The 15,058-nt window shown below is 33.4% G+C and carries 20 protein-coding genes and 3 pseudogenes; 19 read left to right on the top strand and 4 right to left on the bottom strand.

What is annotated here, in order from left to right:
- The first annotated feature begins 210 nt into the window (after positions 1-210).
- The 18 genes and pseudogenes from ACQKNR_RS08345 to ACQKNR_RS08260 all read left to right on the top strand — a co-directional run bounded on the left by ACQKNR_RS08345 (position 211) and on the right by ACQKNR_RS08260 (position 12,125).
- On the top strand, positions 211-867 hold the full coding sequence (locus ACQKNR_RS08345; protein WP_427316879.1) for a hypothetical protein: 657 nt from the start codon (positions 211-213) through the stop codon (positions 865-867).
- A gap of 143 nt (positions 868-1,010) precedes the next feature.
- Positions 1,011-1,688, top strand: a complete 678-nt coding sequence (locus tag ACQKNR_RS08340) for a DNA alkylation repair protein (RefSeq protein ID WP_427316877.1) — start codon at positions 1,011-1,013, stop codon at positions 1,686-1,688.
- A gap of 22 nt (positions 1,689-1,710) precedes the next feature.
- Positions 1,711-2,412, top strand: coding sequence for a nucleotidyltransferase domain-containing protein (locus ACQKNR_RS08335; RefSeq protein ID WP_427316875.1), 702 nt, complete (start codon positions 1,711-1,713; stop codon positions 2,410-2,412).
- Positions 2,413-2,427: 15 nt separating this feature from the next.
- A complete protein-coding gene (locus ACQKNR_RS08330) occupies positions 2,428-2,973 on the top strand; it encodes a GNAT family N-acetyltransferase (protein ID WP_427316873.1) in 546 nt (181 codons plus the stop codon).
- A gap of 34 nt (positions 2,974-3,007) precedes the next feature.
- A complete protein-coding gene (locus tag ACQKNR_RS08325; protein WP_427316871.1) occupies positions 3,008-3,508 on the top strand; it encodes a GNAT family N-acetyltransferase in 501 nt (166 codons plus the stop codon).
- A gap of 15 nt (positions 3,509-3,523) precedes the next feature.
- Positions 3,524-4,045 (top strand): DinB family protein, encoded by a 522-nt coding sequence (locus tag ACQKNR_RS08320; RefSeq protein ID WP_427316869.1) that lies wholly within the window; start codon positions 3,524-3,526, stop codon positions 4,043-4,045.
- A gap of 69 nt (positions 4,046-4,114) precedes the next feature.
- Positions 4,115-5,053, top strand: a complete 939-nt coding sequence (locus tag ACQKNR_RS08315; RefSeq protein WP_427316867.1) for a DMT family transporter — start codon at positions 4,115-4,117, stop codon at positions 5,051-5,053.
- Between the two features lie 56 nt (positions 5,054-5,109).
- The gene (locus ACQKNR_RS08310) at positions 5,110-5,511 is read left to right on the top strand and encodes a GNAT family N-acetyltransferase (RefSeq protein ID WP_427316865.1); all 402 of its coding nucleotides are present in this window, start codon (positions 5,110-5,112) and stop codon (positions 5,509-5,511) included.
- Between the two features lie 112 nt (positions 5,512-5,623).
- Positions 5,624-6,229, top strand: coding sequence for a hypothetical protein (locus tag ACQKNR_RS08305; protein ID WP_427316863.1), 606 nt, complete (start codon positions 5,624-5,626; stop codon positions 6,227-6,229).
- Between the two features lie 20 nt (positions 6,230-6,249).
- Positions 6,250-7,497: a glutathionylspermidine synthase family protein gene (locus ACQKNR_RS08300; RefSeq protein ID WP_427316861.1), complete on the top strand. Its 1,248-nt coding sequence runs from the start codon at positions 6,250-6,252 to the stop codon at positions 7,495-7,497.
- A 104-nt stretch (positions 7,498-7,601) separates the two neighbouring features.
- Positions 7,602-7,772 (top strand): annotated as a pseudogene (locus ACQKNR_RS08295) (VanW family protein); the annotation flags it as partial.
- 311 nt (positions 7,773-8,083) lie between these two features.
- Positions 8,084-8,884 carry an aminoglycoside N(3)-acetyltransferase gene (locus ACQKNR_RS08290; protein WP_427317030.1) on the top strand — a complete coding sequence of 267 codons (801 nt, stop codon included), beginning with the start codon at positions 8,084-8,086 and terminating at the stop codon, positions 8,882-8,884.
- 3 nt (positions 8,885-8,887) lie between these two features.
- On the top strand, positions 8,888-9,586 hold the full coding sequence (locus tag ACQKNR_RS08285) for a phosphopantothenoylcysteine decarboxylase (RefSeq protein WP_427316859.1): 699 nt from the start codon (positions 8,888-8,890) through the stop codon (positions 9,584-9,586).
- Between the two features lie 93 nt (positions 9,587-9,679).
- Positions 9,680-10,153 (top strand): tetratricopeptide repeat protein, encoded by a 474-nt coding sequence (locus tag ACQKNR_RS08280; protein WP_427316857.1) that lies wholly within the window; start codon positions 9,680-9,682, stop codon positions 10,151-10,153.
- Between the two features lie 16 nt (positions 10,154-10,169).
- A complete protein-coding gene (locus ACQKNR_RS08275) occupies positions 10,170-11,225 on the top strand; it encodes a hypothetical protein (protein ID WP_427316855.1) in 1,056 nt (351 codons plus the stop codon).
- Between the two features lie 171 nt (positions 11,226-11,396).
- Positions 11,397-11,605, top strand: a pseudogene (locus ACQKNR_RS08270) (DUF402 domain-containing protein); the annotation flags it as partial.
- Positions 11,596-11,860 (top strand): annotated as a pseudogene (locus ACQKNR_RS08265) (ATP-binding cassette domain-containing protein); the annotation flags it as partial. The pseudogenes ACQKNR_RS08270 and ACQKNR_RS08265, both read left to right, overlap by 10 nt.
- Before the next feature lie 172 nt (positions 11,861-12,032).
- Positions 12,033-12,125: a putative holin-like toxin gene (locus ACQKNR_RS08260; protein WP_001289320.1), complete on the top strand. Its 93-nt coding sequence runs from the start codon at positions 12,033-12,035 to the stop codon at positions 12,123-12,125.
- A 222-nt stretch (positions 12,126-12,347) separates the two neighbouring features.
- Here the strand turns inward: ACQKNR_RS08260 and ACQKNR_RS08255 are convergent, their stop codons facing one another.
- Positions 12,348-13,208 (bottom strand): HNH endonuclease, encoded by an 861-nt coding sequence (locus ACQKNR_RS08255; RefSeq protein ID WP_427316853.1) that lies wholly within the window; start codon positions 13,206-13,208, stop codon positions 12,348-12,350.
- A 110-nt stretch (positions 13,209-13,318) separates the two neighbouring features.
- On the opposite strand from ACQKNR_RS08255, the gene ACQKNR_RS08250 reads away from it, so the two are divergent.
- Positions 13,319-14,404, top strand: a complete 1,086-nt coding sequence (locus tag ACQKNR_RS08250; protein WP_427316851.1) for an AI-2E family transporter — start codon at positions 13,319-13,321, stop codon at positions 14,402-14,404.
- A gap of 239 nt (positions 14,405-14,643) precedes the next feature.
- Here ACQKNR_RS08250 and ACQKNR_RS08245 read toward each other — a convergent pair whose 3' ends face one another.
- The 3 genes from ACQKNR_RS08245 to ACQKNR_RS08235 are packed head-to-tail and all read right to left on the bottom strand — an operon-like array spanning position 14,644 to position 15,058.
- Positions 14,644-14,784, bottom strand: a complete 141-nt coding sequence (locus ACQKNR_RS08245) for a YrzI family small protein (RefSeq protein WP_427316849.1) — start codon at positions 14,782-14,784, stop codon at positions 14,644-14,646.
- Positions 14,785-14,811: 27 nt separating this feature from the next.
- A complete protein-coding gene (locus ACQKNR_RS08240) occupies positions 14,812-14,952 on the bottom strand; it encodes a YrzI family small protein (RefSeq protein WP_427316848.1) in 141 nt (46 codons plus the stop codon).
- A 25-nt stretch (positions 14,953-14,977) separates the two neighbouring features.
- Positions 14,978-15,058, bottom strand: coding sequence for a YrzI family small protein (locus ACQKNR_RS08235; protein ID WP_427317028.1), 81 nt, complete (start codon positions 15,056-15,058; stop codon positions 14,978-14,980).

Genomic DNA, 15,058 nt, shown 5'->3' with positions numbered 1-15,058 from the left:
TCTCTCTATAAAAGTTCTACTCTACTATATTAGCAATTATAGGTAGGTAAATGCAAAAAAACTTTGTTACAAGCGCAAAAAAGTTTATGAAAAATATGCAAGATTTTAGCGTCTTTGCAGGTTTGAAGAAATGAAAGAAGAATTGAATGAAATATATTGCATTAATAGCGGTTTAAATTTGCTTGTTTGTTTTGAAAAGGGAGGGGAAGTATGAAAAAATTAGCTTGTTTACATGCTCATTATTCAAATATTGAATACATTGAACACATACTACAATCTTTTGAAATAGAAATACTCCATTTTGTAGATCCTATCATAGCACACAGTCTAAAAATAGAGAGTGAATTTGAAAGAGAAGTTGCCCGAAATAAATTAAAAGATATTATAAAATATATAGCTGAAAGTGATATAGATGCACTCCTAATAACTTGTACAGATTATATTACGTTATTAAATGAGAATTTCAAAATAAACATTCCTATTTTGAAAATAGACGAGCCATTTTTTGAACTGATTTGTCATATTGAAAAGCCACAAACAATACTTTTTACGAATGCTAGCACTGTTTCAGGGACGATGAAACGTTTAAAACAATACGCCCAGCAGAAAAATAAATCTATACATGTAAAAGTAGAAGTGATAGATGATATATTTGAGTTAATTAGGCAAGGTCATAAAGAGGAGCATGATACTAAATTAGAAAAGTACTTATATGAAAGAATGAAAGATAGAAACGAAATGATTTCAGTGGCACAATTATCAATGGTGGATGCTGCAACAAAAGTTGAAAATAGGATAGGAAGGAAGGTAATCAATCCGTTGAATGCGTTAGCGGAGTATTACATACAAAGTATGAATGAAAAATAAAAAAAGAAAGTGTATTTTGTTTTATAATGAAATATTGATAACTTCACATACCGTACTTTAAAAATAATTATAGGAAAATCAAAAAATAATGTAGAATATATCGTACATACACATGTGAAGTCAACATGAAAAGAGGTGGACATATGATGCTTGAAGAAGTAATGCAACAATTAGAAGAATATGGAACGGAGCAAAATCGAAAAACGTATAAAAACCACGGGGCGAAAGAGCCGCTATTCGGGGTTAGCTTTGCGAATTTAAAATTGTTAAAAAAGAAGATAAAAAAAGATCATGATTTAGCAATCTCGCTATGGAAAACGAAAAATATGGACGCAATGACTTTAGCGACATATATATTAGATCCGAAGAAACTCACGTCAAATCAGCTTAATAGTTGGGTGCAGGATGTTGATTATTATTGTTTAATGGATGTTCTTATGACGTCTATATGCACTTCGCCAATTGCAATAGAAAGAATGGAGGAGTGGACGAAATCTAATGATGAATGGATCGGGAGAGCAGGATGGTCTTTATTAGCAAATATTACGATGAAAAATAAAACGTTAAACGATGATTTCTTCTTACCGTATTTAAAAGAGATTAAAATCCATATACATAATGAAAAAAATAGAAAAAAAGAAGCTATGAATAGCGCTTTAATCGCGATTGGAATTCGTAATGAATACTTAGAACGACAAGCAGTTGAAATTGCTCGTGAAATTGGAAAAGTAAAGGTTGATCACGGTGCAACGTCATGTAAAACACCAGATGCTGAAGCATATATAAAAAAGGCGAGAGAAAGAGCCGAAAAAAGAAAGTAAAATAAGAGAAGGGGAAAAGAGTATGAAACCAATTGAAGCGGCACAAAGCATAATTACATCACAATTTCCAAATTGTGATGTTGCTTTACTGGGAGGAAGTGTTGCACGAGGTGAAGCGACAAAAACATCTGATCTTGATATAGTAATAGTAGATAATAGTTTGTCATCTTGTTATAGGGAATCCTTCTATAGTAATGGATGGCCTGTTGAAGTATTCGTACATAATTTTGAAACGTATAAAACCTTTTTTAAAATGGATTGTGATCGCGGGAGACCTTCTTTACCTCAATTAGTTTCCGAAGGGGTTATATTAAAAGGAAAACATGAAATTGTTGAGATGTTAAAAAAGGAAGCGAATAATCTATTAACTAAAGGTCCAGAAAAATGGAATGAAGAGACGATGAAGCAGAAAAGGTATTTTATTACGGATACTTTGGATGATTTTATTGGTGCATCTAAGAGAGAAGAAGAATTATTCATTGCCAATTTATTAGCGGAATTAGTACATGAATATGTATTAAGAGTAAATGGTCAATGGCTTGGAAATTCAAAATGGTTTATAAGAGTGTTAAGAAGATATGATGAACAATATGCAGACCAATTTGTAGCGGCTTTTGATCATTTTTATAAAACAGGAGGGAAAAGTGAATTAACTAATTTTGTAGAAAAGACGTTAACACAGTATGGAGGAAGAGTGTTCGAAGGATTTTTTATTGGCAAATGAAAAGGGGATAGCAATATGAATGTACCATTCGTTCAATTAAGAGAATTGACACTAGATGATGTAGAAGATCGCTATCAATGGTCATTAGATACGGAAGTAACAAAACATTTAGTCGTACCAGACCAATATCCTCCGTTCACTCGTGACGATACGAGAAAATGGATTGAAGCATGTATTAGTCGAGAGAATGGTTATGAACAAAGAGCTATAGTTACAGATAAAGCTATACACATTGGGTGGGTAGACCTTAAAAACTTTGATAAAACAAATAAAAATGCAGAACTAGGCATTGCAATTGGAAAGAAAGAGTATTGGGGAAAAGGGTATGGAATGGCAGCTCTATATAGTATGCTACAAATAGGATTCTTTCAGTTCAAATTGGAGAAAATTTGGCTACGTGTAGATGAAGATAATGTACAAGCGAGAAGGAGTTACGAAAAGGCTGGATTTGTTTGTGAAGGAATTATGAGAAATGATCGCTATCGTCATGGTAAATTCATTCATCGCTATCGTTACAGTATATTAAAAGAAGAGTATGAATCGAAAATTAATAGCATATAAAAATATTATGTCAATTAAAAAGGGGATAGATAAAATGATTCGATTACTTACAAAAGTGGATGCAGAGCAATATTGGGAACTACGTTTACAAGCACTGCAAGTAAATCCAGAAGCATTTGTAACGACATATGAAGAAGCAGTACGCCAAGAAAACCCTCTTGAACGCGTTGCTAGTAATCTTTCATCTAACAGTAGTTTTACATTTGGTGCTTTTAATAAAGAAAATCGTTTAGTTGGAGTTGTTACTCTACTAACAGAAGAAAAGGAAGCATATAAGCATAAAGGACATATCGTTGCGATGTATGTAGATGCAAGTAATCGAAGAAGTGGTCTTGCGCGTGATTTAATACGTAAGGCAATTGAAAGAGCAAGAGAAATGGACTTGGAGCAATTGACCTTAGGTGTTGTTTCCACAAACGAACCAGCAAAAAAACTATATGAATCAGTGGGCTTTAAAACGTATGGAATTGAAAAAAGGGCTATAAAGGTGAATGGTGTGTATAGTGACGATGAACATATGGTATTGTTCCTTTAAGAGAGGGAGTTTATCATGAAAGATCTTTATTTAGAAAAAGATATGAACCCGCAAGTAGCGATTTTGTATGCAACAGTTACTGATACCTTTAAAAGATTGCAAAATTTAGTAGAAGGTACTGAAGAAAACGAACTATCCTTTAAAGGGTCTGAAAATAATGAAAATAGCATAGGGCAACTACTTCAACATTTAGCAGTTGTCGATTTACATTGGGTGTTCCGTTTAAAGGAAGAAGAAGTTCCACGGACACTTAAAATTAAATATGGACCTATGTTGAATGAAGTAGGAGAACTGCCAAGTTTAAAAAAACAAACGTTGCAAGAATTAATGCAAGCTTATGAAGCAGTGCAAAATATGTTTTATAAAGAATGTATGAAACTAACAGAAAAAGATTTAACACGGGAAGTGGTTTATGAAAAGGGAGAAAATGCGACTATAAGATGGGGGATATGGCATATAGCTGATCATAATCGATATCATCAAGCTCATATTAGTCGGTTGAGAAAATTATATAGAGCTAGATCACATCAAAGGTGAAAATCTTGAATTTTAATTATATTCACTTTGCTGTATAGTATAAGAAGAAACTAAACAAGGGGTTTTATAATGAAAGCTATTGCAGTAGGGATATTGGCATCATTCTTCTTTGCCTTTACCTTCGTTTTAAACCGTGCGATGGACTTAGAAGGTGGAAGTTGGATTTGGAGTGCATCATTACGGTATTATTTTATGGTTCCAATGCTATTACTCATTGTCATGTATAGAGGGAACTTAAAGCAACTCTTTCAATTTATGAAAAACAATCCGAAAGAATGGTTGGTATGGAGTATTGTTGGATTTGGTCTGTTTTATGCACCGCTTAGTTTTGCTGGAGCGTTCGGACCAGGTTGGCTTGTTGCCTCAACATGGCAAATTACGATAGTTGCAGGGATTTTGTTAACACCATTTTTTGCGGTAGACCCACTACATAAAAAACTTCCGATGAAGGAATTAGTTATGTCGAGCATTATTTTATTCGGAGTTGTGCTAATGCAAGTAGAACATGCTTCCTCATTAGGAATCCGTGAAACTGTTTTATGTGTAGTTCCTGTCCTTATTGCAGCGTTTGCGTATCCTCTTGGAAATCGAAAAATGATGCAAGTTTGTAAAGGGGAATTAGATGTATTTCAGCGGGTTCTCGGTATGACATTAGCAAGTTTACCATTTTGGTTTATTTTATCTGGTTACGAAGTATCTGCAAATGGATTACCATCAAGTAGCCAAGTTTTTCAATGTTTTATTGTAGCCGTTAGTTCGGGTTTAATTGCGACAGTATTATTTTTCTTTGCGACAGATCTTGTGAAAGATGATCCGCAAAAACTAGCAACAGTTGAAGCCACTCAGTCTGGTGAAGTTTTATTTGCGCTAGTAGGAGAGCTCATTTGGCTATCTGCTCCAATTCCGTCATCTTTATCTTGGATTGGAATGAGCCTTGTTATTGTCGGAATGATACTACATAGTTATGTGGCGGTAGTTGTGAAAAAAGAAGAAAAGATAACAGCGTAATAAGACTAGCTCTTTTTTATAAAGAGCTAGTCTTATTTCATAGAAAGGATTGGAGTATGAACTTACAACGCGTTGATCAAATTGAGAAAATTTCAATTTTAAATGTACTACAATATGCGGTTGGTCCAAGTGAAATAAGTTTAAATAAAGCAGTATTATTTTATCAAAGTAATAAAGGTACATTCTATAAATATGAAGAAATGGCTTGTATAGGTTTTGAAGTAATTGGAGGAACGAAAGCGAGGATATGTCACATTGCTGTTATGCCAAAATATCGTCATCAAGGAATTGCGTTGCAAATGATAAAAGAAGTAGTAAGAATGCATCAATTGACGTATGTAGAAGCAGAGACAGACGGTGAAGCAGTAGAATTTTATAAGAAAAGTGGTTTTGAGATTAAAAGTTTAGGAGAAAAATATCCGGGAATAGAAAGATTTCATTGTTATTTGGAAAAATAGCATAAAAATATGCAAATGTGCATATGGAATATAGTTTGAAAAAAGTAATATTTACATTATATAATAAAGGTATCTGGAAAATTATAGATGAAAGAAATTAGGTGTATAACACATGAGAATGGATAAAAGTAAATTTATAAAAATCGCTACTTCAATAGGAGTGTCATCTTTTTTATTAACGGGCTGTGGTGATTATGAAGAAGAAAATGCACAACAAGAAAGTACCGCTGTTAAAACAGATGGTACGAAGCAAGAAAATGAACAAGAAACATTAAATTGTGATGATAAAGCCCCAACAACGGAAAACGTAGAAAAAGATGAGTTATGTAAGGGGAATAATCCGTCATTTTCATCTTATCATGAAAACTCGCATTTACCGATACTTCCATTCGTAGCAGGATATTTATTAGCAAACAGAACCTCAAATATGAATTATACAGTAAAACAAAATGTAATGAAGAAACCATACACAAACAATGTTATTCCTTATCGTGAAAAGGATGAGAGGAGAACTGGCGGCAGCAGTGGTGGAGGTTATTACGGTGGAACTAGCAGCAACAATTCTTCAAATAAAGTTGATTTAAATAAGCAACAGCCAAATCCATCAAATAAAGTGACGCCAGATACAAATACGCCAAAATCATCTACGACACAAACGCCGAAAGTAAATTCTGGTTCAAGTGGCATTGGGAACGCGAAAACGCCAGCGGGATCATAAAGCGAAAGGATAATAGAGTCATGTATACAGAACAAGAACAGAAAGAGTATATGAAAGTATGGTTTTCACTTGCGGAAGAGGCTGGTCGAAATGGGTTTACGTGGTCAAGTCTATTAGAGAATGAAGAATGGAATCAATATATGGCAACAGGAATGTATCGTATGCCGATAAACACTTATACCGCTATCTCGAAAGCGACAGAAGAAATTATGTATGTGTTATATAGAACGTATCAATATATTGTAAATACGACAGAAGATTTTCAAAAACTTGGATTCCCAGCTGAAACGTGGGAAATTGCAAGAATGAAACATACTGGTTTGTTTTCATATTTCACAAGATTTGATTTTATCGTAAATGGTGATGATATTAAATTAATAGAAGTAAATTGTGACACTCCAACAGGTTATTTAGAACCGTCTGTCGCAAATGAAGTGTTGTGCCGTTTTCACGATGTAAATCACCCGAATCATATTGAAGAGCATATAGTACAGGCGTGGGAACAAATTAAACATGACTATAATATAAGTAATGAAGAAACGATATATTTTACTAGTTATGATTGGCACGATGAAGACCGTCAAACAGTTCAATTTTTAAGAAGTTATTGCTTAAATCACGCCACGGAGTATGTAGGAATTCAAGATATCGTTGTTGCGGATGATGGCATATATACGCCGAGCGGAGAAATAATTAAATATTTATATAGACTTTATCCAATAGAGTATTTAGTGTCGGACGTTGATAAGAATGGAAAAAGGATTGGTTTGCAATTTTTAGATCATATTGCGCAAGGAAGAGTGAAAATTATTAACCCACCAGCCGCGTTTGTTATGCAAAATAAAAGTGTACTCGCATTAATTTGGAAGCTTTACGAAGAAGCGGTTTTCTTTGAAGAAGAAGAGCGAAACATTATTAATAAATATTTCCTACCAACATATTTTACAAATAAGCCATTTTTAGAAAGAAATGAATCATATGTTTCAAAACCCCTATACGGGCGTGAAGGTGGCGGAGTATCTATATACGAAAATGATGAACTATTAGCTGAAGATAAAACCGACTATTACTTTGAACAACGGAAAATATACCAGCAATACATAGAAATGCCTGACTATACCATTGACACATGGGATGGTCCGTATACTGGTAAACTACTAATTGGTTCACACTGTATAAGTGGAAGGGCAGCGGGTTTATTTTTACGTGTAGGTGAGAAAATAACGGGAAACTTATCGATGTTTACTGGGGTTACGATTGAAGGATAATGTGCATGTAAAACGGTAATTATTATTTCATTAAAGGAATAATAATTTGAATTTTCTCGGTATGGAATTAGGTAATATAAAAATTGTTGAAATGAGTAAATAATAAAGATCATCGTTTTACAAAAAAAGTAGATGGTAAAGTATACAGGGAAAATAAAGTTTATAAAAAAATAGTGGACCGTGTCACAGGTAACTTAGTTGCTAAGGAACTAATCATTGAAAATGATTGCCTAGTAAAATATGAAGTAGATGATGAAAAAATAGTGAATTCTTAATAAATATCTTAAATAATTTACAGATATTAAAAGAAACTATATAAATCATTTTAAAATAGACTCTTCCACAGCAAAAAATATGAGGTTGAATGTGACCTGCAAATAGTATTTCACACATCGTAATAGAGAGCCCTAGGATAGAGCTGTAAAGTCAGCTATTCTAGGGCTTTGCTTATTGTGTTTTACTATTGTACTTGTTCATTTTACAATAGAGTGGATAATTAAGTTAAAAATTAAGAAAAATATGATAATATATTTGTATATAAGGTTAAAATTTAATATATGGGGTTAGTGGGGGAACCGATATGAAAATGAATGAAATAGTAGCAAGTACACAATTTCCGAATACAATTGAAACAATTACAAACGATTTAAAGGCATTAGGAGTCGAAAAAGGAATGACAATTATCGTTCATTCGTCATTAAGTTCTATCGGGTGGATCTCTGGCGGGGCGGTTGCGGTAGTAGAAGCGTTAATGAGAGTTGTTACAGAAGAAGGAACAATTATTATGCCAACACAATCTTCAGATTTATCCGATCCGAAACATTGGTCAAGACCTCCTGTACCTGAAGAATGGTGGCAGATTATCCGTGATAACGTCCCACCATTTGATCCACGCATTACGCCAACAAGAGGAATGGGGGAAATAGTTGAATGTTTTCGTACATACCCAAATGTAGTACGCAGTAATCATCCATTAGGAAGTTTTGCTGCATGGGGGAAACATGCAAAGGAAATAACAATGAATCATTCGCTATCAATGAGTTTTGGAGAGGAATCACCATTAAGAAAAATATACGATTTAGACGGATACATATTACTAATTGGTGTTGGATATGATTCCAATACGTCTGTTCATTTATCTGAAGTACGTTCTGGTGCATGTGAGTTAATAAAAGTAGGAGCACCTATTTTAGAAAACAGTGAAAGAGTATGGAAAGAGTTTGTTGAAATGGACTACGAATCTGATACGTTTGTAGAAATTGGTGTAGAATTTGAGCGGAAAGGGACTGTAACAAACGGAAAAATAGGGAATGCAACGTGCCGTCTTATGAAGCAACGTGATATAGTTGACTTTGGAACAGAATGGTTTCGTAAGAAAAATCAGTAAGGGATGGTTACAATGAAGGGGAAAAAGGTATTAATTACGAGCGGTGGTTGCTTAGAAAAATGGGACCAAGTACGTGGACATACGAATATGGCTAAAGGTACGATTGGAAGAATAATCGCGGAAGAGCTCATAGCTAAAGGGGCGCACGTCATATATTTACACGGTTATTTCGCTGAGAAACCGAATGATGTAAATAGTCAATTAGAATTACATCCATTTGAAGGAATTGTTGATTTGCAAGATAAAATGAAAAGTATAATTACACATGAAAAGGTCGATGCAGTCATTATGGCAGCAGCTGGATCAGATTGGATTGTTGAGAAGATTTGTGATCAAGATGGTAATGCTCTTGATATGAATGGGAAAATTTCTAGTGATATTGCACCGATTATACATTTTCAAAAGGCACCGAAAGTATTAAAACAAATAAAAGAGTGGGATCCAGAAACGATTATCGTCGGTTTTAAATTAGAAAGTGATGTAAGTGATGAAGAGTTATTTGAACGAGCGCATAAAAGAATGAAAGAAGCTAAGGCGAATGTTATGATAGCGAACTCACCACATTCTTTATACTCCAGAGCTGCAGTTCATCACGTAATTGGAAAAGACGGTAATGTGAAATTATGCACTGGAAAAGATGAAACAGCGAAAGAAATAGTCAGTAAGTTAGAACGATTGTGCGGCCGAATAACAGTTTTGTAAATTAAAGATTGTAGAAGAAGATTCAGCCGCATAATATGTAATAAATTATGCCATTGGATATTCATATCGAATAATCGGTTAGGAGTGGATCCTATGGAACAATTATTAAAGCAAGCTATTAAATTGAGAAATGAAAAAAAATATACGCAGGCGAAAGAAATATTGATTGGATTAACAAACTTTACAAAGGATGCAGAAGTACTGTATCAATGTGCTTGGATACACGATGTCATGGGGCTGGAAATAGAAGCAGTTCCGTATTATGAGCAGGCGATTGCAAATGGACTTGATGGAGAATCCCTCTGCGGTGCTTATATCGGTTTAGGGAGTACATATCGTTGTATAGGGGAGTATGAAAAGGCGATTGCGGTATTAGAAGCTGGGGTGAAAAAATTCCCAGAGAACGATCCGATGAAAATATTTTTATCAATAGCGAAATATAACGTAAACGATCATGAAGAAGCAATGAAATTATTGCTTGAAACAGTCGTAAAAGTAGACGAAGTAAAAGAATTTGAACGTGCGATTTCATTTTATAAAGACCATTTAAATGAGGTGTTTAAATAGAGGAGTGAACGAACGTATGAATGTATCCATATCCCGAAGGCGAAAGAGCATTTGGATCGGAATTGTAGCTATCATTATGCTGTCAAACTATTTATTGTATGCCCTTCCTATTGTACCAGCTGCTCCGAAAGAAGTAGTGCTCGGTTCGTTATTAGACTTCTTATTCGTTATTCCAGTTATCACGTATTTCTTTATTATTCGAAAAAGATATTCGTTAACATACATTTTTCCTGTCATTATAGCTGGTTATTTATTTGCAAGATTTATTATTCCAAGCAACTATTTACAAGCTTTTTCATTCGTTTCTTATATTATAGTTGCAGGAGAAATTGTATTTGTAGGTTTAGAATTATTCCTTCTATATAAAATTGTTAGGATGCTTCCTAAAATAGTAGATAGGTATAAAGAATATATAAGAGAGTATTCGTCATTTTCTTATGCAATTGATGCAGCGGTTGATGCTACTATGAAAAGAAATAAAGTAGTAGATGTAATACTGACCGAGTGCAAATTAATCTATTATGCGTTTTTATCATGGCGTGTAAAAGTACCAGATGGAGAATTCACCTATTCCTATCACAAAAAGACCGGTGCAATAGGTGTTTATATCATGATTATTCACGCGACAGCAATTGAAAGTATAGGTTTTCATTATTTACTTCATCAATGGAATCCAGTAATAGCTTGGATTTTATTCATTTTAAACGTATATGCAATGTTGTACTTTTTAGCGGAAATACAAGCGATGCGTAAAAATCCAATTATCGTTACAGAAGAAAAAGTAATCATCCAAATTGGATTAGGAAAGAAAGTTGCTATACCATTTACACAAGTTAATAACATTGTGTTTTATAAAGGTGAATCCTTAACGAAAGAAGAAGAGAAAGAGGTTCTTAACGCAACTGTTATGGAATTTATAAAAGAACCTGCTACCATTGAAATAACGTTAAGAGAACCGATAAAAGCGCAGTTGTTATACGGATTTACTAAAACAGTGAGCCGTGTACATTTAAATGTTGATGAGGAACGGAAATTTTATGATGCGGTTACGGAGAGGTTAAAACGTGAGTAATGCAATAAAATTTCATCACGCGTAGTAAAAAACTCCTTCTAAAAAAGAAGGAGTTTTTATTGTGTAATTGTAGATAACGTTATATAAACATAATAAATAGCTACATACTTCTTTATCACTATATAAACGGATATAATTAAGGATAGAAATAGCATAAGAGGAAACAAAATAATGAATAAATTATGTACATCAAAATTGAAATTATAGAAAGAAAAATCAGGTACGACTCGACTATAGTAGATCACAATTACTTATTACTTGAAAAGCAATCGCAAAGTATCGTGTTATTTTACGAGGTTCAGTATTCATTTACAATGACCGCACATGATACAAAGTTAACTATCCCGAAAGGAAGTTACACAATTGCATACTACTTAAAATCATTGCGGGGTTAGATAATGATTTTGAAGAAGAAGTTGTTATTGACGGGGGGCACATAACAAAACCAAATAAGAAACAAGGATTTATATTCCAAGAGCATCGCCTGTTCCTGTGGTTAACAGTTGAAGAAAATATTGTTGCAGATTTGTCGTTAAAAGATAAGTATGTAAAAAAATAAGGTGAAGGAATGGGTTGAAATCGTTCGGTTAGACGGTTTTAAAAAATCTTATCCGAAAGAAATATCAGGTGAAATGATAGCTGATGCATATGCATTAAAAAAATAGTGAGAAATAAAAAATCCGCAAGTAACTAGCTTGCGGGTTTTCATCGTAAACTATCAGAAAATATGGTAAAATTAAATGGTAACTTAAGGTGCGGTTGGTTGTTCAATTATCACTTCTCCGAGTAGGAGGGGGGTGATAATAAATGAGTGAAATAGCGTTGTTACTGCAGGGTGGACTGTTTCTCGTTGCATTATTAACGTTCGTCGTCGTTTTAATAGACAAGCTCAAAAAATAACAACCCACCTATGCCAATAGAATGTGGGTTGTTTTGTTTGTAAGAAACAAATAGGATAAATGAACAATCCAATCTGCTAAGTTACGTGGACTAGTGTGTAGCCGCACACTAGTCTTTTTTATTTATATACAATTTATAATTAGTTTATGTGATTGTATTGTTCTTTTCATACTTATTATAACACAGTGTCTTTTCATCAAGAAAGGAGACCGTATGTTCTGATTAAATAGTAGGTGCTGTTTCTTTAAATAACCCATCCATATACTGTTTTAAACTTTGGATATAAAATTCCTGTTTATTTACATTATTTACTCCGACAATCGGCGATGAAAGATCATATCTTTTTTCTGATAAATGAACGACAACGTCAAAGATATCAAACAGACGAATGAAACAGAACAGGCCATCTTTATCGCTTAGTAAAATAAAGTAATGGTTTTCACTACTTGTATTTAACGTATTCCATAAAGAGCTTTTACTTAAATCACGAACAATACTTTTTTCTTTTAGTTCGGCGAAATCCGCATTTGAAAGAATGGTAGAAATATCAATTGCATCTTGATCTTCAAAGTAGCCATCAACTGCTTGTACAGCGAATGTATAAGCCATTTTTAATACACTCATTTTATATTTACGGTTATCTAATAGTAATTCACGTTGAATAGAACTTGCTACTTTCGTTACACGTTCTTCTTTCCAAATTTCATTATGTAGGGAAATATCGTGCTTTTTACATAGTTTCATAATTAATGCATTAGAATAAAGAATTTCATCGCTTACTTCGACAACATCAGTCTCAGCAGCCGCAAGTTCCTCACCATGTTCATTCGTATAGAGAGGGGAATCGATTTGTTTTTTCATTTGCTCAATCTTATATTGACTTAGTTTATGCCTGATTAAAGGACGATCAACATTTGTTGTCATTTGTTCATGGCAAGTATCACAAATTGAGTTTGTGAAATAATATCCACATAATATCTCTGGGATGACATATTGTTCACTTAGTTCTGTCGTATCTTTTCTGCAAATGATGCATTGTGTCATTTTAATCACCTTTACCTGCAAATTTGTATGTAATTTCATTGTAGTGTATTTATTGGTATTTTGGAATATTGTAAAGGAAAATAATATGTAAAATTCATGTTTATTTTGGTACAATGAAGAGAAGTGCTAGTTTAAAGGAGGCCGTTTTTTTGAAATCGAAAGTGCACTTTTGGACATTAGAAGTGCTGATGGTTGTAGGAATTATATTTATTTGCACAAAAATATCGTTTCTTTTTCAACCGATTGGTATCTTCATATCAACATTATTTTTCCCAATCTTAATTGCGTTATTTTTATACTTCATATTTAACCCTGTGTTAGTCTTTATGGAGAATAAAAAAGTACCTAGAGGTTTAGCTATTTTACTACTATACCTATTTATCATTACATTGACTGGAGTTGCAATTGGAGTAGTCGTTCCAACCATCTCGCAACAGTTAATGGATTTAGTGAAAAATATGCCGACTTATATTAAAGAGGGAAAAGTATACATACAAGATTTATCTCATCATAGGTTGTTTGAATGGTTATCTACACAAAACTACGTTTCCATTGAAACAATTGAAAAAAATGTAATTGAATATTTAAAGGATATACCAAACACAGTTACGTCGAGTGCAACGGCTTTATTTGGTATCATTACGAACGTTGCGTTAGTTATATTTACAGTACCGTTCATATTATTTTATATGTTTAAAGATGGCCATGCCTTTCCAGGAAAAGCGGTTAGCTTATTACCGGAGTCTTACCGTGAAGAGGGGCTTCGCATCATTAAGGAAACGAATGAAACATTATCTGCATATATTCAAGGGCAAGCACTCGTTTGTATATTTGTAGGTGCTTTTACTTTCATCGGTTATTTAATTATCGATTTACCGTATGCATTCGTTTTAGGAATTATTGCAGCATTTACAAACATCATTCCTAATTTAGGGCCATTTATTGGTGCGGCACCAGCTGTTATTGTAGGTCTGTTCGTATCTCCAATGCAAGCTGTGTACGTAATTATCATCGTAACAATTGTCCAACAGTTTGAAAGTAACATTATTTCACCGCGTATTATGAGCTCAAAATTAAACATCCACCCATTAACAATTATTATCTTAATTTTAGGGGTAGGTAACTTTGCGGGAATTATCGGAATGATTTTAGCAGTGCCAGTGTATGCAGTAACAAAAACTGTCGTTTCAAACTTAGTAAGATTGTTTAAGACGAAACGAAGTAGTCGGAAATAGTATATGTTGAGAAAGATACACCTCTTTTTAAGTGGTGTATCTTTTGTTTGTTAAATAACATTGAAAAGTGTATTAATACGATATTATTGTATGTTATATATATTAAATTTAACGATAAACTTGTGTGACATATGCTTTATAAAACCTATGTGGAATCCCTCTGAACTATCCAAATCATTTCTTTACATCGTGCCATCAACATCATAATCGACTCCTTTCAATCTTTTATATTTAAACGATTATAGGTGAGTGTAGTACTTACTTCTACGATCACGAATTTCATCAATCATTTGTTTATATTGTTGCTCTTGTTCTATTTCATTTTGAGATATCGTTTCTTTTTGAATTGTAATCGTTAAAAAGAAAAGGTGAAGTTTCATATGTGAGTTCCTCCTTTCAAATAGATATTACAGATGACTACAATAATGACTTTGTCTTTCTTTTACATAATCCATAGCCTGATTAATTTGTCGTTCATGAAGCATTTCAGCCTTAGATAATTTATTTTTTTGAATGGTAATCGTTAAAAAGAATACTTTAAATTTCATTAGATATTACCCCTTTATAAGTTATTTAGAAAAGACGATTGTAATAAGAGGATTGACGCTCTTTTACTTCGTCCATAATAGTTTGAATGTGTTGTTCGTGTAAAAT

This window comes from Bacillus sp. NPDC094077 (genome assembly GCF_050279465.1).
In the GTDB taxonomy this organism is placed as follows: Bacteria; Bacillota; Bacilli; order Bacillales; family Bacillaceae_G; genus Bacillus_A.
This window is presented reverse-complemented; position numbering and strand designations above follow the sequence as displayed.